The organism is Streptomyces sp. BPTC-684, assembly GCF_030028635.1.
Lineage (GTDB): Bacteria > Actinomycetota > Actinomycetes > Streptomycetales > Streptomycetaceae > Streptomyces > Streptomyces noboritoensis.
On the sequence record NZ_CP124863.1, the window covers coordinates 1,589,648 to 1,607,674 of the forward strand.

The following is an 18,027-nucleotide window of genomic DNA, read 5'->3' on the forward strand; positions in this document are numbered from 1 at the left end:
CGAGGAGCGGTTGGCCCGCCCCGCGAGGAGGAGGTACGTACGCGCGGGCACGCCGCACAACGCGCCCTGAGCCCCGGATGAGGGGTGTAAGGATCCTTCTTACCGGACGGAGGGGTGCGCCGAGTAGTCCATTTCGACTGCGGAACGCCGTGGTGACACGACTCATAGCGGCATGTCGGGACAAGTGAGCTATGCGGCATGAAACGTGTCCACAACGCGAGATGAACCGCAGATTTTCCGGCCGGCAAAGGTGAAGCCCGCACATGGTCCGGCCTTGGTGTACCGGCCCGTTGGGGTCGGGGGGTGACCCGTTATCCGATTTTGACATGCGCGCCCCCCTGATTCCGCAGGTCCGAATGGCAAGATGCCGACACAACACGGTCGTGTCGCCCAAGGATGGGCACCACGGCTCACTGTTCACTCACTGGCCACTCCATCACCCGCCGGAGGAACCCGACCATGACCGCAAGCACCACCCGTCGTACGACCGCCGCCTCGTCCCGGATTGCCGCGGTCGGCGCGATCGCGGTCGCCGGTGCCCTGCTCCTTACCGGCTGCGGAGACCAGACGAAGAGCAAGGACAAGGACGGCGGCAGCAGCTCGGCCGCCAGCAGCAAGGCCCCGCTCTTCTCGAAGCTGCCCAAGGCCATTCAGGACAAGGGCGTCATCAAGGTCGGCTCGGACATCGCGTACGCCCCGGTCGAATTCAAGGACAAGGACGGCAAGACCGCCGGTATCGACCCGGACCTCGCCGACGCCATGGGCAAGCAGCTGGGCGTGAAGTTCCAGTTCGAGAACGGCACCTTCGACACGCTCGTCACCGGCCTGCGCGCGAAGCGCTACGACATGGCCATGTCGGCCATGACGGACACCAAGGACCGCCAGAACGGCATCGACTCGGAGACCAAGAAGAAGGTCGGCGAGGGCGCCGACTTCGTGGACTACTTCACGGCCGGTGTCTCGATCTACACTCCGAAGGGCAAGGACCAGGGCATCAAGACCTGGGACGACCTCTGCGGCAAGAAGATCGTGGTGCAGCGCGGCACGGTCTCCGAGGACCTCGCCAAGAAGCAGTCCGAGAAGTGCGGCGACAAGGGCAAGATCTCGATCGAGCCCTTCGACACCGACCAGCAGGCCCAGACCCGGCTGCGCTCCGGCGGCGCCGACGCCGGCTCCTCGGACTTCCCGGTCGCCGCGTACGCGGTGAAGACCTCGGGCGGCGGCAAGGACTTCCAGATCGTCGGCGAGCAGGTCGAGGCCGCTCCGTACGGCATCGCGGTCTCCAAGGACAACACCCAGCTGCGCGACGCCCTCAAGGAGGCGCTCGACGCGATCATCAAGAGCGGCGACTACGACAAGGTCATCGCGAAGTGGGGCGTCGAGGCCGGCGCCGTGAAGGAAGCCAAGATCAACGGCGGCGTCTGAACCTCCCCGCTCCAGGCGCACTCCGCCCCGTCCCCGGGCGGAGGGCCTGAAGGCTTCTGAAAGGCAACACCCGTGACTGTTGACGTCAACAAGACGGAGCCGGCGGACACCCCGCCCCCCGCCGCTCCGGAGAGCATCAAAGCGATCCCGGTCCGCCACTACGGACGCTATGTCTCCGCGGTGATCGCGCTCGCCCTGCTCGCCGCGATCATCTACGCGTTCAGCCAGGGCAAGATCAACTGGGGCGCGGTCCCGGACTACTTCTTCGACGACCGCATCCTCGACGGCGTCGGCCAGACCCTGCTGCTGACCGTCCTGTCGATGGCGATCGGCATCGTGGGCGGCATCCTGCTCGCCGTGATGCGCCTGTCGAAGAACCCGGTGACCTCGTCGATCGCCTGGTTCTACATCTGGTTCTTCCGGGGCACCCCGGTCCTGGTCCAGCTGATGGTCTGGTTCAACCTGGGCCTGGTCTTCGAGTACATCAACCTCGGCCCGATCTACAAGGACTACTGGTCCTCGTTCATGACGCCGCTGCTCACGGCGCTGCTCGGGCTCGGGCTCAACGAGGCCGCGTACATGGCGGAGATCTGCCGGGCCGGTCTGCTCGCGGTCGACGAGGGCCAGACCGAGGCGTCCCACGCGCTCGGCATGAGCCACGCCAAGACGCTGCGCCGGATCGTGATCCCGCAGGCGATGCGCGTGATCGTGCCGCCGACGGGCAACGAGGTCATCAACATGCTGAAGACCACCTCGCTGGTCTCGGCGGTGCAGTTCTACGAGCTGCTGCGGCAGGCGCAGGACATCGGCCAGACCTCCGGTGCCGCGGTGGAGATGCTGTTCCTGGCGGCCGCCTGGTACCTGATCCTCACCACGGTCTTCTCGATCGGCCAGTACTACCTGGAGCGCTACTACGCCCGCGGCGCCAGCCGTGCGCTCCCGCCCACCCCGTTCCAGCGAGTGAAGGCCAACCTGGTCTCGCTCCGCAGCACCCCCAAGGTGGTGAGCTGATGACCGCCATGGTGAAGTCCGAAGGCGTGCACAAGTCCTTCGGCGCGACCGAGGTCCTCAAGGGCATCGACCTGGAGGTGGCCGAGGGCGAGGTGTTCTGCCTGATCGGCCCGTCCGGCTCCGGCAAGTCGACCTTCCTGCGGTGCATCAACCACCTGGAGAAGATCAACGCCGGCCGGCTGTACGTGGACGGCGAGCTCGTCGGCTACCGCCAGAAGGGCGACAAGCTCTACGAGCTGAAGGACAGCGAGGTCGCGCTCAAGCGCCGCGACATCGGCATGGTCTTCCAGCGCTTCAACCTGTTCCCGCACATGACGGCCATGGAGAACGTCATGGAGGCGCCGATCCAGGTCAGGGGCGAGTCCAAGGCCGTGGTGCGCGAGCGCGCGCAGAAGCTGCTCGACCGGGTCGGCCTGGCCGACAAGGCGCGCAACTACCCCTCGCAGCTCTCCGGCGGCCAGCAGCAGCGCGTGGCGATCGCCCGCGCGCTGGCCATGCAGCCGAAGCTGATGCTCTTCGACGAGCCGACCTCCGCGCTCGACCCGGAGCTGGTCGGTGACGTCCTGGACGTCATGCGGGGCCTGGCCGAGGACGGCATGACCATGATCGTGGTCACCCACGAGATGGGCTTCGCCCGCGAGGTCGGCGACTCGCTGGTCTTCATGGACGGCGGCGTGGTGGTCGAGTCCGGCCACCCGCGCGACGTCCTGACCAACCCGCAGCACGACCGGACGAAGTCGTTCCTGTCGAAGGTGCTGTAGGCGCCGCGGCGGCAGGAGTACGGACGGGGGCGGTACGGGCCGAGGAGCCCGTACCGCCCCTTTCGGCGTAGCGGGGTTCCGTCCCCGTCGAGGCGATTCACGTAATACCCTCGGACAGCGCACAGCCGTTACTGCTGCCGTTACTGTCGCCGTAAGGATTACACGTGGAACTGGCCTATTACTCGGACTACGCCGTGCGCCTGGTCAACACCGAGGAGCCGGCCCGTAACAAGGATTCCCTGACGACGGTCGAGGTGATCCGCGAGCTGTTCGGCGCCGAGTCGACGACGGCCCGGCGGGCGACGGAGGCGGACGTGCCGCGCCTGCGGGCGGTCCGGGCCCGGCTGCGGGCGGTGTTCGAGGCGGCGGACGCGGGCGAGGAGGTCCAGGCGGTGGATCTGCTCAACTCCCTCCTCCTGGAGTTCCCGGTCAGCCCGCAGGTCTCCGGGCACGACCACCGGGACGAGGACGACAGCCCGCTGTGGCACATGCACCTGGCCGACCACACCTCGAACGCGACCGCGGGCTACGCGGCGCTCGCCTCGATGGGCCTGGCCTTCCACCTCACGGAGTACGGCGTGGACCGCCTCGGCCTGTGCCAGGCGGCGCCGTGCCGCAACGCCTACCTGGACACCTCCACCAACCGCTCCCGGCGCTACTGCTCGGACCGGTGCGCGACCCGGGCGAACGTGGCCGCCTACCGGGCGCGCAAGCGCCTGGAGACCGACCGGTCGGCGAACACTGGCCGCACCGCGGAGACCGCCCAGGAGAGCAGCACCCCGAGCGAGCGCTGACGCCCGGGGGTGAGCGGCCGGTAGCGGCCGCGCACCCGCCCGAGCACGAGCTCGCACGGCACGGTCCCGAAGGCCCGGCTGTCGACGACCTCGTCGTCGGGGTTGTCCCCCAGCACCCACCACCCGCCCTCGCGCAGCTCGATGAGCCGCTTGACGATGAGCAGATCCTGCTGGAGCGGGTGCCGCAGCACGGCGATGTCACCCGCCCGCAACTCGGTCCCGTAGTGCACCAGCAGCTGGTCCCCGTGGAGCAGCGTCGGCACCATGGAGGTCCCGGTCACCTCCGCGATCCCCAACGGCACCCTCGGCTCCCGCCCCTGATCCGTCATCCGCCACCCACCTCCCGGTACCCGGCCCACTCCCACGGTACGTTCCGCCACGAGTCCCATGGTGACCCTGGACTTTTGTCCTAAGCCCCCGGGGGCACTCGCGAAATCGGCTCTCTCACCGAGTAATGTCCCACCTGAGAAGACGATCACGAGGAAGGACCGCTCAATGCTTTCCCGCCTGTTTGCCCCCAAGGTGAAGGTCAGCGCCCACTGCGACCTGCCGTGCGGCGTGTACGACCCGGCCCAGGCCCGGATCGAGGCCGAGTCGGTCAAGGCCGTCCAGGAGAAGTTCCAGGCCAACGAGGACCCGCACTTCCGTGCGCGTGCCGTGGTCATCAAGGAGCAGCGTGCGGAGCTCGCCAAGCACCACGTCTCGGTGCTCTGGAGCGACTACTTCAAGCCCCCGCACTTCGAGAAGTACCCCCAGCTCCACCAGCTGGTCAACGACACCCTGAAGGCCCTCTCGGCCGCCAAGGCGTCGACGGACCCGAAGACCGGCGAGAAGGCGCTCGAACTCATCGCCGAGATCGACCGCATCTTCTGGGAGACGAAGAAGGCGTAACGCCTCCTTCGCCGTTTCGGCAGCAGCACACGACAGCACCCGGCATCCGCGCGGAGCCGGGTGCTTTCGGCATTTTCTCGTCCAGCGGCCCGGCAACGACACCGTCCAAGCGGCGTGTGAAGGAGCTGGGAAGGCGGGACCCGACCGGCGTGCTTCCGGGTAAGCATGGGGGTACTGCCGGGCAGGGGGAGGGGCATTGGGGATCCAGGTCGCGCGTGGGGGGAGTGTTCGGTCCGGGGTCGACATCGTTCGGGTCGGGGGGCTGTGGCGGGTCACCCGGGCATGGCATCCGGGGTTGCGGCCCTTTCTGCGGAGTTACGCGGGGTACTGGGACTCGGGGCTCTCGCCGTACGAGGTGCGGGTCGTGCCGACCGGGCGGGCCGTCGTGGTGGTCAACCTCGCCGAGCCGTTCGCCCAGGTGCGCCGGATCGGGGCGCCCGGCACGGGCAGCGGGCGGATCGGGTCGATGGTCGTGGGACTGGAGGACAGCCCCACGCTGTGCGCGCACCACGGCGGCCAGGAGGCGATCCGGCTGGAGCTGACGCCGCTGGGCGCGTACCGCCTGTTCGCCCTGCCCATGGGCGAGTTGGCCCAGCACGTGGTCGAACTCCACCACGTCCTGGGCCCGGGGGCCGAGCTGCTGGTGGAGCGGCTGGCGGCCACCCGCGACTGGGCCGAGCGGTTCGACCTGCTGGACGGCGTACTGCTGGACCGGCTCGCCCGCGGCCCGGACCCCGCGCCGGAGGTCGCCCACGCGTACCACCTGCTCGCCCGCACCGCCGGGACGATCCCGGTGGCCCGGCTCAGTTCCGAAGTCGGCTGGAGCAAGGGCTACTTGATCCGCCGGTTCACCGAGCAGATCGGGCTCACCCCGAAGACGTACGGCCGGGTGCTGCGCTTCGACCGCGCCGTACGGATGCTCGCCCGCGGCGATGTCACGCTGGCCGAGACCTCCGCCGTCTGCGGCTTCTACGACCAGGCCCACCTCAACCGCGAGTTCCGCGCCCTGGCCGACACCACACCCGGCCGGATGCTGTCGGCCCGCCGGGTGGAAGGGGCCCTCACCCTCCAGGGGAGGACGCCGAGGTGAACTTTCTCCAAGACCCTTCCGGCCGCCGCCGCTATCGTCCACCCGCGTCACACCCACTGACTCGGGGCAGGGGGCCCATATGACGGCGACGGGACCGAAGCACGGCGACGGCGAGGCCACCCGGCTGCTGTGCGCGGGCGTCCACCTCGACAGCGACTTCCGGCGCCGGGTGATCGAGGAGCTCGTCCAGCACGAGGAGCGCCCGGTCGCCCTCTCGCTCGGCATCGACGCGCTGCCCGTCCTCGCGCACGCGCTGCGCGCCCGCCGCCGGGAGGCCGAGACCGCGCTCGCCCTGCTGTGCCTGTGGGGCGTGTTCATCGGGCTCGGGGTGGCCGGGGTCGGTTCGGAGACGGTGTTCCCCGTCCCCGGCTGGCTGGCGTACGCCGTCGTCTGCGGCGTCTTCGGGAGCGTGCGCGCCGGGTCCGGGCTCGGCCTCGCGGTGTTCACCCTCGACCGCACCATGGTCAAGGAGGCCACCCGCGGACGGCTGCGGATGCTGCTGCCGCTGGTGCCGTTCGTGGTCGCGGTCGCCTACTGGGCGGGCGCGCTGTTCACCCTCTTCAGCGGCGGCGACGGCTGGACGGGCGTGGTGTTCCCGCTGCTGCTCGTCCTCCCCGTCTGGGCGTACCGCGCCCATGTCACCGCCGTGATGCGCGACGAGCTGGGCGCCGAGTCGTTCGCCCGGCGCCCCCGCCCGACGCTGCCGTACCGCTACCGGCGGATCGGCCAGGCCATCGACCGCGAGCAGCACGCCTCGCTCACGATCTACGACCCGTTCCGGCCGTTCATCGGCGCCGGGCGGCCGTACGACGAGCAGTGGTCGCTGGTGATGGAGCTGAAGCGGCGCAAGGGCGCGGCGCCCGAGGCCGGGCCGCTCACCGGACGCGAGGTCATCGACCTCATCAAGCCGCAGCTGGAGTCCCTGCGCACCTCGGCCGCGGCCACCAGCCGGGACCGGCTGCGCGCGCTCGAAGTGGACGAGTTCGTCTACCTGCCGACCGGGGTGGCCCGCTGGAAGGTCGCCTACGACCCGTCGACGGTCCGGCGGCACCTGGACGAGGCCGTGGGCGAGGGCGGCGAGGCGCGCCGCCACTTCCTGCGCATCCGGATCGGGACGTGGGACGAGCAGGTCGTGGTCTCGGTCCTGGTGCGCGTCCACACCCAGGGCGGGATGCTGGTCCTGGAGGTCGTGCCACACGTCCTCATGCCCGTACGGCACGAGTTCCGGGCCGTGGACGTGATCGAGGCGCGCGGCGAGGGCGATGTCCTGCGGGACACGGTCCGCGGTCTGCTCGCGGCCCCGACCGCGAACTTCGCCGCGGCGACGTCCCTGGTCAGCACGGCCGTCGCCGAGTTCCGCACCTGGCTGGCGAACCCCCGGCACGCCCTGCCGGACGGACCGGCCACGTCGGTGCGGGAACTGGGGAGCACGGACGACCTGTCGGTGTTCCAGGAGATGGACGTCAAGCGGTACGTACGGACGGTGCAGGACCGGATCGCCAGCGGGGTCCGCGAGGCCCTGCGGGCGAAGGACTACGAGACGGGCGACTTCGAGCAGCAGATCGTCACCGTGAGCGGGGGCGGGGTGTTCATCGGGGCGATGAGCGGGGGCGCCGTCGCGACGGGGGAACGGTCGTCGGCGTCGCACACGGAAGGCGGGAAGTGATGGCGGTGGACGAGGAAGGCCGGGAGACGCCGGAGACTCCCGAGACTCCCGACGAGGAGACCACCGCCGGGGGTTCGCCGTCCGGTGGCATCTCCATCGGCGTGATGACCGGCGGTGCGGCGGCGGCCGGGGACCGCGCGTCCGCCGAGGACCGCTCGCGGCGGGCGGGCACGCCGCTGCCCCCGCCCCCGTACGCGGGTGCGGCCCCGCCCACCGCCGTCCCCGGCGGCATCGGCATCGGGGTGATGACGGGCGGCGCGGCCGCGGCGGGCGCCGACGCCCGGGCCGCGGACGCCTCGGCCCAGCTTCTCGACGCGCCACCTGAACTTGCCGCCGCCGTACGGACGTTGCGCGAGCACCTCGGCGTGCTCCGGCGGACACCGGAGATCGCCGAGCTGGACGCCGGGCTGAGCGAACTCGACGAGGCGATGGCCGGTACCGGTCAGGTGCGGCGCGACCGGCTCCAGTGGCTGCGCGACCGGCTGACCCTCGGCGCGACGACCGCGGCGGGGCTGGCCTCGGCCGCGGCCGTCGTCGACACCATCGTCCAACTGACCGGCTGAGAAGCGCGGGTGACATGAGCTACTGGGACGCGGACGCGCAGCGCTGGGTGCAGGGCCCGACGGCCGCCATGGGCGACGGGGGACCCGGGCAGCCGCCCCCGGACGACGGGCTGCGGCGCGTGCTGATCGTGGTGTTCGTGGCGGTGGTGCTGTGCGCGGCGGCCGGCACCGGCATCTGGGCGCTGGCGCGCGACACGGGCGGCGGCCCCGCGGCGGCGCGCTACCTCCCGGCCCCGGGCATCGCGACGGACACGGCGACGGCGACCCCCGACTACCCGGACACGGCGTTCCCGGCGACCACGGACGAACCGACCGCGGCCGCCGAGCCGACCTCCGACACCAGCAGCCCGTCCAGCACCCCGGGCCCCCGGAACACGATCACGACCTACTACGCCGCCCTCAACAGCGGTGACTACGAGACCGCGTGGAGCCTCGGCGGCAAGAACCTCACCACCAGCTACTCCGACTACGTCGCGGGCTTCGCCGACACCCGGCGGGCCGACGTCACCGTCCTGTCCGTCCAGGACGACACCGTCTCCGTGGACATCGACGCCCGGCAACGGGACGGCAGCACACGCACCTTCACGGGTACGTACACCGTGCACGACGGCGAGATCACCTCCGCCTCGGTCCGCCGGACGGGGTAAATTCGGGCCATGGCACCTCTCGAACCTCCGTACCCCCGGCTCCTGGTGGAGCGATACGAGCCGACCTTCCGCTTCTACGCGGCCGTGCTGCCCAAGCTGAGCGGGTGCTCGCTGGCGCGCGGGACCGAGGGCTCGGGGTACGCGAGTTGGGACGACTGCGAAGGGCGTACGACGTTCGCGCTGTTCTCCCGGGCCGCGATGGCCGCGGCCGTCGGGGAGGAGAACGTGCCCGTGGGGGCGTCCGTCGTCATCCGCGTGGACGGGCCCGAGGCGCTGGACGCCGGGGTCGAGCTCTGCACCTCCGCCGGCGCCACCGTGATCGCCCCGGCGCAGGACCGGCCGCAGTGGGGTCCGACCATGCGGGCCGCCCATCTGCACGACCCCGACGGCAATCTGGTGGAGCTCCAGACGTACTAGGCGCTCCGCTGGAAGGGCGGGTATGCGACTGCGGGCCGTCTGTGGCTGGTCGCGCCCACGCGGCGGAGCCGCATATGTCACAGCCCCGCGCCCCTTTGGGGCCGCGGCACCGCACCGGACTTCCGCAAGACCGCTCAACACGTCAGTGGAGGCCCGTGCGGACCAGGTCGACCAGCTCGTCTTCCGTCAGGCCCAACCTCCGTGCCTCCTCCACCAGTTCGCGCACCCGCACGAGCAGCCCGGCCCGGGCGCGGGACGAGGTCGCCTCGACCACCACCGCGCCCCGGCCCCGCCGCAGCTCGATCAGGCCCTCCTCGCGCAGGCGCTGGTAGCCGCGCAGCACCGTGTGGACGTTGACGCCCAGCGAGTCGGCGAGGACGCGGGCGGCGGGCAGGCGCTCGCCCGGCTCCACCGTGCCCTCGGCGATGGCGCGGCGCACCGACGCGGCGATCTGGTCGCCCAGCGCCACCGAGGACGCCGGGTCCACCCGGAACAGCATCAGCGCACCGCCGCGCGCTCGGCCAGCGTGTTGAGCAGGGCCGCGGCCGTCGCGGAGTCGGCCACCGTCACGGCGAACTCCCGCCCGCCCGCGCGCCGCACCACGATCGCCTCGCCCGAGCGCAGGATCAGCCCCGAGCGCCCGGGGCGCACCCGGTAGCCCCAACCGCCGTACTCCGGGAGTGCCTTCACCTCCCGGCTCACCGCCCGGTCCACGTCCGCCAGCGGTATCCGCACCCGGGGCCAGGGCAGCACCGTCGGGCGGGCGGTCAGCCCGTGCCGGTCCACCGTCACGTACGGGCAGGAGCAGGCGAGGGTGAGCAGCCCGCACGCCAGCGGCGCTGCGGCGCGCCCCCAGCCGTACACGTACGTCAGCAGGCCGCCGGCGACGAGCAGCGCCAGGCCGACCGCGCACAGCGTCCGCGACGGGGCGCGCCGGGCCCAGCCCGCCACCTCGCCCTCCGCGAGGTCGAGCCGTTCGACCGTGCCGGGGCCGGGCGGCGGCACGGCCGCGGGCAGGTCGAGGAGCCGCAGCAGCAGCGCCCCGGCGCCCGCGGCGAGCGCGGCCACCGCGAGGCCCGCCGCGAGCTGCCACAGCGGCAGCCGGACCCCGCTGCCGTCGGCGGCGTCGAGGTTCGCGTACAGCGCGGCCGCCATCACATAGCCGGTCAGGCCCGCGGCCGCGTATCCCCCGCCGATCACCCAGCGCGCCCCGCGCACCGCGAAGTCGGCGGTGACCGCGATGACCGCCCAGACGGCGGCGAGCCCGGCCGCGAGGCCGATGTTCACCGTCACGTACGAGCCCCGGTCCGCATAGCCGTCGGCGGTGCCGCCGCCGCTGAAGTGGGTGGCCAGGCGCGTCGGCAGCCGGTCGCGCAGGGCCGCGAAGAGAAGCAGGTCGACGGCGAGCGCCAGCAGGAAGGGCAGCACGGCGACGGCCACCAGGCGGTACCGGACACGGTTCATCGAAACCTTCATTGTTCGCACAGTAGTAGAACAATGAGGCTGCGGCGACCTTCAACTGCTGCTTCTTGACGGCTTCCTGACGGGAGGACAGAGAGAAGAAAAGAAGAAGCGGCCGTTACGTACCTGGTCTCGGTACGCAACGGCCGCTCGCGGGTCAGATGCTTTCGAGGACGGACGGCTGGAGGTGCGCCCCGCAAGGGAGTTGGCGGCGGATGTCGTCGAGCACGGACCCGAAGTCGACCTCGGCGCGCCCCGACGCGTACACCGCTCCCCCGAGGTGCAGCGCGAGCCCCAGATCGGGCTCGGGCGGCTTGAGGGAGAGCAGACAGCTCAGGGTGGCGTGGTGGACCGCGCCGTCGTCGGAGGCGACCGGTACCGTCATGTCCCATTCCAGGACGAAGTCGCGCAGGGTGCCGCCGTCGAGCGCGAACGAGCCCTCCGTCGGTATGCCGGGCACCGGGCCGAGCGAGTCGAACCCGGCCCCGGCGAAGTCGACCCCCCTGATACGGGTGTGCAGTTGGGTCCCGTCGGCGGTGATCGTCAGCGCTTCGGATCCATGGCGGTCTCGGTACCAGCCCGCCCAGGACTGTGTGGTCATGGGCGGGAGATTAGCGCCGCAGCCTGCCGTTCGTCACAGGGCGTGACCGAAATGGGAGTTAGCGCTTCCTTGCGTAAGTGGTGACGACTGTACCGTTTTCGAAGGAACGGCTGCCCGTCGGCACGAAGGAGCGGGGCATGAACTCGGTCCGGAACAAGGGGATTCCGGCGCCCATCACGATCGGATAGCTCTTGACCACGAGCTCGTCGATCTCGTCGACGAGCTGCCCGGCGAGGTCGGCACCGCCGCACAGATAGATGTCGGCGCCCTCCTCCTGCTTCAGCGCGCGGACGAGCGGCACCGGGTCGCCGCTGACGACCTCGACCGCCGGGTCCGGGGACTCGCCGAGGCTGCGCGAGAAGACGATCTGGCGCAGATGGGCGTACGGGCTGGTCATGCCCGCCTTGATGCCGGGCTCGTACGTACCCCGCCCCATCAGCACGGTGTCGTACCGCCGGTTGGGCACCCCGTCGACACCCAGGGCCTGGCGGGCGGGGGTCGGCAGGGCCTCGGGGAAGTCGGAGCCCATGAAGCCGAAGAGCTCGTCACTCAGGGGATAGAAGTCGTACGACCCGTCCGGGGCGGCGATGAAACCGTCGATGGAGAGAGCGATGTAGTACGAAAGCTTGCGCAAACTGGCCTCTTCTGGCTCGGGAGGTGGTCGGTCGATCAACCACTGCACGTAAAGTACTTTGTGCGTAGTGGTTGCGCAAGGCCCTTTGGGCGCGGGCTTTCGAAGGAAGCAGGAGAAGGAACTCAGATGGTCAGGAACCCGGAACGCAGAACCGCGCTCGTGGACGCGGCGATCGAGGTGCTGGCGCGCGAGGGCGCGCGAGGGCTGACCTTTCGCGCCGTCGACACCGAGGCCAAGGTGCCGCCCGGCACCGCCTCCAACTACTTCACCAGCAGGGACGACCTGTTCACCCAGGCGGGGCGGCACATCCACGTACGGATGACACCGGATCCGGCCGAGGTGAGCGAGGCGATGCGGCCCGCGCCGTCACGCGAGCTGGTCGCCTCGCTGATGCACTGGCTGCTGCGGCGGATCGTCAAGGAGCGCACCGGCTACCTCGCGCTGCTGGAGCTCCGCCTCGAAGCCACCCGCAGGCCGGAGCTGAGGGAGGCGCTGACCGGTGCCATCCGCGCCGACCTCGACGCGAACATCGCGTTCCATCTGGACGCCGGGCTGCCGGGCGACGCGGACACGGTACGGCTGCTCTACTTCGCCATGACCGGGCTGCTGGTCGAGCACCTCACCCTGCCGGGCGTGCTCGGCGAGGACGAGGACACGGCCGAGCGGCTGGTGCAGATGATCGTGGACCGGGTGCTCGGAGCTGACCCCGACCCGGCCCGGTACGGCGGAGAATCGTTTCAGCCGCGCGGCTCGCGCCATCGGGTACATCAGCGGCCCGTCCGGCAGCCGCAGCGGCTCCTCGAGGTGCGCGAAGCCGAGCCGCTCGTACAGCAGGGAGCCGCGCGCGCTGCTCGCCTCCAGATAGGCGGGCAGGCCCTCCCGGTCGCACCGCTCCAGGACGGGCGCGATCAGCGCGGCCCCGCTCCCCTGGCCCTGGCGGTCCGGGGCGACCGCGATCAGCAGCAGATACGTGTGCGCCCGGCCGTGCGGGTGGACGGACCCGGTGAGCCGTCCGATCAGCTCGACGCGCTCGTTCTCCGGGTCGACGGCGGCCCGCAGTTGGGCCGGCCGTCCTCGTCGCCGTCCTCCGGCTGCTCGGCCGGGACGTCGACCCACAGGGCCGTCGCCGTGCCGTCCTCGGCGAGGTCGACGCGGCCCTCGGCGAGCGAGATCTCCAGGAAAGCGCGCATGAGGTGACGGTGCACCTCGCGGCGGCGCGCCGGGTCCGGGAAGACCCAGCTGCTCACCGGGTCGTCCTGGAACGCCTCGTCGAGGAGGCGCACGGCCGTCTCCACCGCCTTCTCATCGTCCCGCTCGACCCGCCGTATGCCCGTGCCCGGTCCCGTACCCATGTCGGCCGCCCTTGTCGCGTTCCGTTCATCCTCAACTGATCGGAACGATCCGAGAGTTGCCTCCCCGAGCCAGGGGACGAGGTGTCCCGGAGGCAGCCCCGGGCACCTCGCCCCTGCTCCCCCTCGGGCCCCCGTCAGCGCGAGCGCCGGGTCACGAACTCCGCCAGGGCCAGCAGGTCGCCCGCCGCCGCGAGGTCCGGGACCGCCCGGGACAGCTGGTCCACCGCCTGGGCCATCCGGTCGCCCGCGTGGATCTGCGCCCAGTCGCGGCCGCCCGCCCGGTCCACCGCTCCCGCCGCCCGCCGCACCGCGGCCGCCCCATCGGGCCCCGGTACAGCTCGGCGAGTCGGCCGCCGCCGGGGTGCCCGAGGTCAGGGCGGCCACCACCGGCAGCGACTTCTTGTGCGAGGCGAGATCGGCGCCGACGGGTTTGCCGGTACGGCCGGGGTCGCCCCAGATGCCGATGAGATCGTCGATGAGCTGGAAGGCGAGCCCGGCCTCGCGGCCGAACGCGTCGAGCGCGGCCACCTCCTCGGGCCCCGCCCCGCGTACAGCGCCCCCAGCGAGCAGGCGCACCCGAGCAGCGCCCCGGTCTTGGCCATCGCCATGTCCAGGCACTCGTCCAGGGACACCTCCTGCGGGCCGCGCTGCTCGAAGGCGCAGTCGGCCTGCTGTCCGGCGCAGAGCTCGATCACACAGGCCGCGAGCCGGGCCGAGGCGGCCGGGGCCGCCGGGTGGCGGTCCTCGGCGAGCAGCCGCAGCGCAAGCGCGAGCAGCGCGTCCTCGACGATGATCGCGTCCGGGGTGCCGAACACGGTCCAGGCGGTGGGCCGGTGGCGCCGGGTGGCGTCCTCGTCGATCACGTCGTCGTGCAGCAGCGTGAAGTTGTGGACGAGTTCTACGGCGGCCGCGGCCCGCAGCGCGTCCTCGGGGTCGCCGCCGAGCGCCCCGGCGGTCGCGAGCACGAGCGCGGGCCGGATCGCCTTGCCCGCCTGCCCGGCGGCCGGGGTGCCGTCCGCGTGCTCCCAGCCGAAGTGGTACATCGCCACCCGCCGTATCGAGCCCGGCAGCGACTCCACGGTGGCCCTCAGCCGCGGATTGACCGCCACCCGGGTCCGCTCCAGCAAGTCCACGGCCTCGCGCCCCTCGACGGCTTCCCCATGACCAACTCGACATTCCTCTCGCCGTGTTCGATACGTGGTCTTCCCTACGTCGTGGCCGGTGCGCGCGTTCACGCGGCGCCCGCGGGTACGCGGTTCCGCGCGGGCGGCCGGCGGACCTCCCCGGCCGCCGACCGCCCGCGCGGGGTCTGCCTGCGAGGTCAGCGCCAGCGGCTCACTTCCACGTTCTCAAGGACGCCGAGGGCGTCCGGCACCAGGATCGCGGCCGAGTAGTAGGCGGTGACCAGGTACGAGATGATCGCCTGCTCGTCGATGCCCATGAACCGCACCGACAGGCTCGGCTCGATCTCGTCCGGGATGCCGCTCTGCTGGAGCCCGATGACGCCCTGCTCGGCCTCGCCGGTACGCATGCAGATGATCGAGGTCGTACGGGCGTCGCTGACCGGGATCTTGTTGCACGGGAAGATCGGCACACCGCGCCAGGTCGGGATGCGGTTGCCGCTGATCTCCACGCTCTCCGGGACCAGGTCGCGCTTGCTGCACTCGCGCCCGAAGGCGGCGATGGCGCGCGGGTGGGCGAGGAAGAGCTTGCTGCCGCGCCGCCGGGAGAGCAGTTCGTCCATGTCGTCGGGGCCGGGCACGCCGTCGTGCGGCTGGAGCCGCTGTCCGTAGTCGCAGTTGCTGAGCAGGCCGAACTCTCGATTGTTGACGAGTTCGTCCTCCTGGCGCTCGCGCAGCGCCTCCACGGTGAGCCGCAACTGCTGCTCGGTCTGGTTCATCGGCTGGTTGTAGAGGTCCGCGACCCTGCTGTGGACCTTCAGGACCGTCTGCGCGACGGAGAGTTCGTACTGGCGGGGCGCGCCCTCGTAGTCCACGTACGTGTGCGGGATGACCGGCTCGCCGACGTGGCCGGACGCCAGGTCGATCGCCGCCTCGCCGTACTTGCTGGTGCGCTGCTCCGGGATCAGCGCGTACGCCGCGAGGTGCTCGCCGAGCGAGGACGCCCGCTCCGCGAGGTTGAGCACGTCCGCCCGGCTCAGCGCCAGGACCGTGCACGCCGTCGCCGCCCGGGCCGTGGCGTCCCAGGTGGTCTCGCCGGAGACCAGCGCCTGCTCGCCCAGGTGCGCCCCGTCCGCCAGGACCCCGAGCACCGCCTCGTCCCCGTACGGCCCCGTGCCGATCTGCTCCACGCGGCCGTGGGCCAGCAGGTAGACCGTGTCCACCGGGTCGCCCTGGGTGGCCAGCACTTCCCCGGCGGCGAACTCGCGCTGCTCGCACCGGTTCGCCAGCTCGGTCAGCGCGGACTCGTCCTCGAACCCGGCAGCGCGGGCAGCTCCCCCAGCTCGGCCGGGATGACGGCGACCCGCCCACCGGTCTGCCAAAGGTGATCTTCCCGTCGCCCACCGAGTAGCTCAGTCGCCGGTTGACCCGGTACGTACCGCCCTGCACCTGGACCCATGGCAGCATCCGCAGCAGCCACCGGGAGGTGATCTCCTGCATCTGCGGGGCGGACTTGGTGGTGGTCGCCAGATTCCGCGCGGCTGCGGTGCCAAGACTCTGCTGCGCGCGGTTCCCGGGCCCGCCTCGACCGACATGTGTTTCCTCTCGATCTTCCGATCGTGAGTTGACCTGCGCGAGAAGCCTTCCAGCACGGACCGTGCGGGCGCCATTACACAAACGAGTGGGACTAGAACGGCCCTCGGCGGGGCAGGTTGCGCTCTCCGTCGGGGCACCTTCGCAGTTCCGGCCACAAATTTGCATGGCATATGCAAGTTATCTACGCTGGCCCCATGCGGCTGACGAGATTCACGGACCTGGCGCTTCGCGTACTGATGCGTCTGGCCGTCGCCGACGAGGGCGACCGGGAGTCCCGCCCACCACCCGCGAGGTGGCCGAGACCATGCGGGTGCCCTATACGCACACCGCGAAGGTGGTCGCCGGGCTCCAGCACCTCGGCCTCGTCGAGGCGCGGCGCGGCCGCGGCGGCGGGCTCGCACTCACCCCGGCGGGCCGCCGGGCGTCGGTCGGCGGCCTGGTCCGCGAACTGGAGGCCTCGGCGATGTGGTCGAGTGCGAGGGGGCCGTGCCGTGCCCGCTCAACTCGGCATGCCGGCTGCGCGGAGCGCTGCGCCGGGCCCAGGAGGCGTTCTGCGCCTCGCTCGACCCTCACCGTCGCCGACCTCGTCACCTCGCCCACCGGTCCGCTGCTCATCGGCCTCACGGGCGGACGCCGGACGGACGGCTGAGGCACCCCCGGCCCGCTCGCGGGCTTGCTTCGCAGCCAAAAATACGAGTATTAGATTCCAATTAAGAGGAGTCCCCTTGCTGTCCGAGAAGTCGGCCGCGACCGTCGCGCCACCCTGCCCGCCGTCGGCGCGGCCCTCCCCGCCGTCACCGAGCGGTTCTACGCACGGCTGTTCGCGGCCTGTCCCGAGCTGCTGCGCGACCTGTTCAACTGGGGCAACCAGGCCGCCGGGGTCCAGCGGCAGGCGCTCGCCGGGTCCATCGCGGCCTTCGCGGTCCACCTCCTGGACCACCCGGACGAGCGCCCCGACGTGATGCTGGGCCGCATCGCCCACAAGCACGCCTCGCTCGGCATCACGGTCGAGCAGTACGACGTGGTCCACGAGCACCTGTCGCGGCCATCGCCGAGGTGCTCGGCGAGGCCGTGGCGCCCGAGGTCGCCGCCGCCTGGGACGAGGTGTACTGGCTGATGGCGAACGCCCTGATCGCCGTCGAGGCCCGGCTCTACGCCGAGCGGGGCGTGGCCGCCGGGGGCGTGTGGCGCGAGTGGACCGTCGAGGGGCGCACCGAGGAGACGGCCGACGTCGCCACCTTCCGGCTGCGGCCCGCCGACGACGCCCCGGCGCCCGGCTTCCGCCCCGGCCAGTACGTCTCCGTCCAGGTCGAACTCCCCGACGGCGCCCGCCAGATACGCCAGTACAGCCTCGCGGCGCCCCCGGCACCGCCACCCGCTCGATCACGGTCAAGCGGGTCCGGGGCGGGGACCGGGCGCCTGACGGAGAGGTCTCCCTCCACCTGCACGCGCGCGTGCGCGAGGGCGACCGGCTGCGCGTCTCGGCCCTGTACGGCGATCTCGTCCTCGACGAATCCGTCCTCGACGGCAGCGGGGCGCCCCTGCTGCTCGCCTCGGCGGGGATCGGCTGCACCCCGACGCTGTCGATGCTTGAGCACCTGGCCGACGCCGGTCACCGCGCCCCGGTGACCGTGGTGCACGGCGACCGCTCCCCCGCCGACCACGCCCTGCGCGAGGACCACGCGGCGCTGACGGCCAAACTCCCCCACTCCTCGGCCCACTTGGGTACGAGCGGCCCGAGCCGGGCCACCCGGGCGACCGCACGGGCCTGGTGGACCTCTCCTCGGTCACGGTGGCGCCGGCACGCGCGCGTACCTGTGCGGTCCGCTGCCGTTCATGCGGCGGTGCGCGGCCAACTGCTCGACAAGGGGGTCGCGGCCGCCGACATCCACTACGAGGTGTTCGGCCCCGACCTCTGGCTCGCACACGACCGACCGTGATCGGGCGATCTGTCCGGACCGGCCCGCACGCCGCCCGAACAGATCGCCCCCGCAGGG

Annotated in this window: 16 protein-coding genes and 6 pseudogenes; 14 read left to right on the forward strand and 8 right to left on the reverse strand. The window is 71.6% G+C overall.

Annotated elements, in window-relative coordinates; genetic code table 11:
• Window positions 1–459: 459 nt before the first annotated feature.
• From QIY60_RS06950 to QIY60_RS06965, 4 genes are all read left to right on the forward strand, one after another.
• Window positions 460–1,425, forward strand: coding sequence for an ABC transporter substrate-binding protein (locus QIY60_RS06950; RefSeq protein ID WP_283141654.1), 966 nt, complete (start codon window positions 460–462; stop codon window positions 1,423–1,425).
• A 72-nt stretch (window positions 1,426–1,497) separates the two neighbouring features.
• Complete coding sequence (locus QIY60_RS06955) at window positions 1,498–2,436, forward strand: amino acid ABC transporter permease (protein ID WP_283141655.1); 939 nt, start codon at window positions 1,498–1,500, stop codon at window positions 2,434–2,436.
• On the forward strand, window positions 2,436–3,197 hold the full coding sequence (locus QIY60_RS06960; RefSeq protein ID WP_283141656.1) for an amino acid ABC transporter ATP-binding protein: 762 nt from the start codon (window positions 2,436–2,438) through the stop codon (window positions 3,195–3,197). The genes QIY60_RS06955 and QIY60_RS06960 overlap by 1 nt, the downstream gene beginning before the upstream one ends.
• Window positions 3,198–3,361: 164 nt before the next feature.
• The gene (locus QIY60_RS06965) at window positions 3,362–3,991 is read left to right on the forward strand and encodes a CGNR zinc finger domain-containing protein (protein ID WP_283141657.1); all 630 of its coding nucleotides are present in this window, start codon (window positions 3,362–3,364) and stop codon (window positions 3,989–3,991) included.
• Here the strand turns inward: QIY60_RS06965 and sodX are convergent.
• On the reverse strand, window positions 3,895–4,320 hold the full coding sequence (gene sodX, locus QIY60_RS06970; protein ID WP_283141658.1) for a nickel-type superoxide dismutase maturation protease: 426 nt from the start codon (window positions 4,318–4,320) through the stop codon (window positions 3,895–3,897). The genes QIY60_RS06965 and sodX overlap by 97 nt on opposite strands.
• A 166-nt stretch (window positions 4,321–4,486) precedes the next feature.
• Here sodX and sodN point away from each other — a divergent pair, with 166 nt between their 5' ends.
• The 6 genes from sodN to QIY60_RS07000 all read left to right on the forward strand — a co-directional run bounded on the left by sodN (window position 4,487) and on the right by QIY60_RS07000 (window position 9,265).
• On the forward strand, window positions 4,487–4,882 hold the full coding sequence (gene sodN / locus QIY60_RS06975) for a superoxide dismutase, Ni (RefSeq protein WP_067163856.1): 396 nt from the start codon (window positions 4,487–4,489) through the stop codon (window positions 4,880–4,882).
• 295 nt (window positions 4,883–5,177) lie between these two features.
• A complete protein-coding gene (locus QIY60_RS06980) occupies window positions 5,178–5,972 on the forward strand; it encodes an AraC family transcriptional regulator (protein ID WP_283141659.1) in 795 nt (264 codons plus the stop codon).
• 79 nt (window positions 5,973–6,051) lie between these two features.
• Window positions 6,052–7,638 carry a hypothetical protein gene (locus QIY60_RS06985; protein ID WP_283141660.1) on the forward strand — a complete coding sequence of 529 codons (1,587 nt, stop codon included), beginning with the start codon at window positions 6,052–6,054 and terminating at the stop codon, window positions 7,636–7,638.
• A complete protein-coding gene (locus tag QIY60_RS06990) occupies window positions 7,638–8,201 on the forward strand; it encodes a hypothetical protein (RefSeq protein WP_283141661.1) in 564 nt (187 codons plus the stop codon). Before QIY60_RS06985 ends, QIY60_RS06990 begins: the two co-directional genes overlap by 1 nt.
• Window positions 8,202–8,215: 14 nt before the next feature.
• Window positions 8,216–8,848: a hypothetical protein gene (locus QIY60_RS06995; protein WP_283141662.1), complete on the forward strand. Its 633-nt coding sequence runs from the start codon at window positions 8,216–8,218 to the stop codon at window positions 8,846–8,848.
• A 9-nt stretch (window positions 8,849–8,857) separates the two neighbouring features.
• Window positions 8,858–9,265, forward strand: coding sequence for a glyoxalase/bleomycin resistance/extradiol dioxygenase family protein (locus QIY60_RS07000; protein WP_283141663.1), 408 nt, complete (start codon window positions 8,858–8,860; stop codon window positions 9,263–9,265).
• A gap of 142 nt (window positions 9,266–9,407) precedes the next feature.
• Here the strand turns inward: QIY60_RS07000 and QIY60_RS07005 are convergent, their stop codons facing one another.
• From QIY60_RS07005 to QIY60_RS07020, 4 genes are all read right to left on the reverse strand, one after another.
• On the reverse strand, window positions 9,408–9,764 hold the full coding sequence (locus tag QIY60_RS07005; RefSeq protein ID WP_283141664.1) for a GntR family transcriptional regulator: 357 nt from the start codon (window positions 9,762–9,764) through the stop codon (window positions 9,408–9,410).
• Window positions 9,764–10,729 (reverse strand): DUF1648 domain-containing protein, encoded by a 966-nt coding sequence (locus QIY60_RS07010; protein WP_283141665.1) that lies wholly within the window; start codon window positions 10,727–10,729, stop codon window positions 9,764–9,766. The genes QIY60_RS07005 and QIY60_RS07010 overlap by 1 nt, the downstream gene beginning before the upstream one ends.
• 154 nt (window positions 10,730–10,883) lie before the next feature.
• A complete protein-coding gene (locus tag QIY60_RS07015; protein WP_283141666.1) occupies window positions 10,884–11,327 on the reverse strand; it encodes a DUF6304 family protein in 444 nt (147 codons plus the stop codon).
• A gap of 58 nt (window positions 11,328–11,385) precedes the next feature.
• Complete coding sequence (locus QIY60_RS07020) at window positions 11,386–11,961, reverse strand: dihydrofolate reductase family protein (protein WP_283141667.1); 576 nt, start codon at window positions 11,959–11,961, stop codon at window positions 11,386–11,388.
• A gap of 126 nt (window positions 11,962–12,087) precedes the next feature.
• On the opposite strand from QIY60_RS07020, the pseudogene QIY60_RS07025 reads away from it, so the two are divergent.
• Window positions 12,088–12,663, forward strand: a pseudogene (locus QIY60_RS07025) (TetR family transcriptional regulator); the annotation flags it as partial.
• A 48-nt stretch (window positions 12,664–12,711) separates the two neighbouring features.
• On the opposite strand, the pseudogene QIY60_RS07030 reads toward QIY60_RS07025, so the two are convergent.
• Window positions 12,712–13,244 (reverse strand): annotated as a pseudogene (locus QIY60_RS07030) (GNAT family N-acetyltransferase); the annotation flags it as partial.
• Here QIY60_RS07030 and QIY60_RS07035 point away from each other — a divergent pair.
• A complete protein-coding gene (locus QIY60_RS07035; protein ID WP_283146144.1) occupies window positions 13,155–13,352 on the forward strand; it encodes a hypothetical protein in 198 nt (65 codons plus the stop codon). The pseudogene QIY60_RS07030 and the gene QIY60_RS07035 overlap by 90 nt on opposite strands.
• A gap of 95 nt (window positions 13,353–13,447) precedes the next feature.
• On the opposite strand, the pseudogene QIY60_RS07040 reads toward QIY60_RS07035, so the two are convergent.
• Both QIY60_RS07040 and QIY60_RS07045 read right to left on the reverse strand, forming a co-directional pair.
• A pseudogene (locus tag QIY60_RS07040) lies at window positions 13,448–14,446 on the reverse strand (family 2 encapsulin nanocompartment cargo protein polyprenyl transferase).
• Between the two features lie 188 nt (window positions 14,447–14,634).
• Window positions 14,635–15,964 (reverse strand): annotated as a pseudogene (locus tag QIY60_RS07045) (family 2B encapsulin nanocompartment shell protein).
• Between the two features lie 260 nt (window positions 15,965–16,224).
• Here QIY60_RS07045 and QIY60_RS07050 point away from each other — a divergent pair.
• Both QIY60_RS07050 and QIY60_RS07055 read left to right on the forward strand, forming a co-directional pair.
• Window positions 16,225–16,679, forward strand: a pseudogene (locus QIY60_RS07050) (Rrf2 family transcriptional regulator).
• A gap of 76 nt (window positions 16,680–16,755) precedes the next feature.
• Window positions 16,756–17,970, forward strand: a pseudogene (locus QIY60_RS07055) (globin domain-containing protein).
• The last annotated feature ends 57 nt before the right edge of the window (window positions 17,971–18,027 follow it).

What these genes read in the sequence shown, in the direction of transcription:
- QIY60_RS06985 (WP_283141660.1), top strand. Translation starts at nt 6,052, where the DNA reads ATGACGGCGACGGGACCGAAGCACGGCGACGGCGAGGCCACCCGGCTG.
- sodN (WP_067163856.1), top strand. Translation starts at nt 4,487, where the DNA reads ATGCTTTCCCGCCTGTTTGCCCCCAAGGTGAAGGTCAGCGCCCACTGC.
- QIY60_RS06990 (WP_283141661.1), top strand. Translation starts at nt 7,638, where the DNA reads ATGGCGGTGGACGAGGAAGGCCGGGAGACGCCGGAGACTCCCGAGACT.
- sodX (WP_283141658.1), bottom strand. Translation starts at nt 4,320, where the DNA reads ATGACGGATCAGGGGCGGGAGCCGAGGGTGCCGTTGGGGATCGCGGAG.
- QIY60_RS07000 (WP_283141663.1), top strand. Translation starts at nt 8,858, where the DNA reads ATGGCACCTCTCGAACCTCCGTACCCCCGGCTCCTGGTGGAGCGATAC.
- QIY60_RS06950 (WP_283141654.1), top strand. Translation starts at nt 460, where the DNA reads ATGACCGCAAGCACCACCCGTCGTACGACCGCCGCCTCGTCCCGGATT.
- QIY60_RS07010 (WP_283141665.1), bottom strand. Translation starts at nt 10,729, where the DNA reads ATGAACCGTGTCCGGTACCGCCTGGTGGCCGTCGCCGTGCTGCCCTTC.
- QIY60_RS06995 (WP_283141662.1), top strand. Translation starts at nt 8,216, where the DNA reads ATGAGCTACTGGGACGCGGACGCGCAGCGCTGGGTGCAGGGCCCGACG.
- QIY60_RS07015 (WP_283141666.1), bottom strand. Translation starts at nt 11,327, where the DNA reads ATGACCACACAGTCCTGGGCGGGCTGGTACCGAGACCGCCATGGATCC.
- QIY60_RS06960 (WP_283141656.1), top strand. Translation starts at nt 2,436, where the DNA reads ATGACCGCCATGGTGAAGTCCGAAGGCGTGCACAAGTCCTTCGGCGCG.
- QIY60_RS07005 (WP_283141664.1), bottom strand. Translation starts at nt 9,764, where the DNA reads ATGCTGTTCCGGGTGGACCCGGCGTCCTCGGTGGCGCTGGGCGACCAG.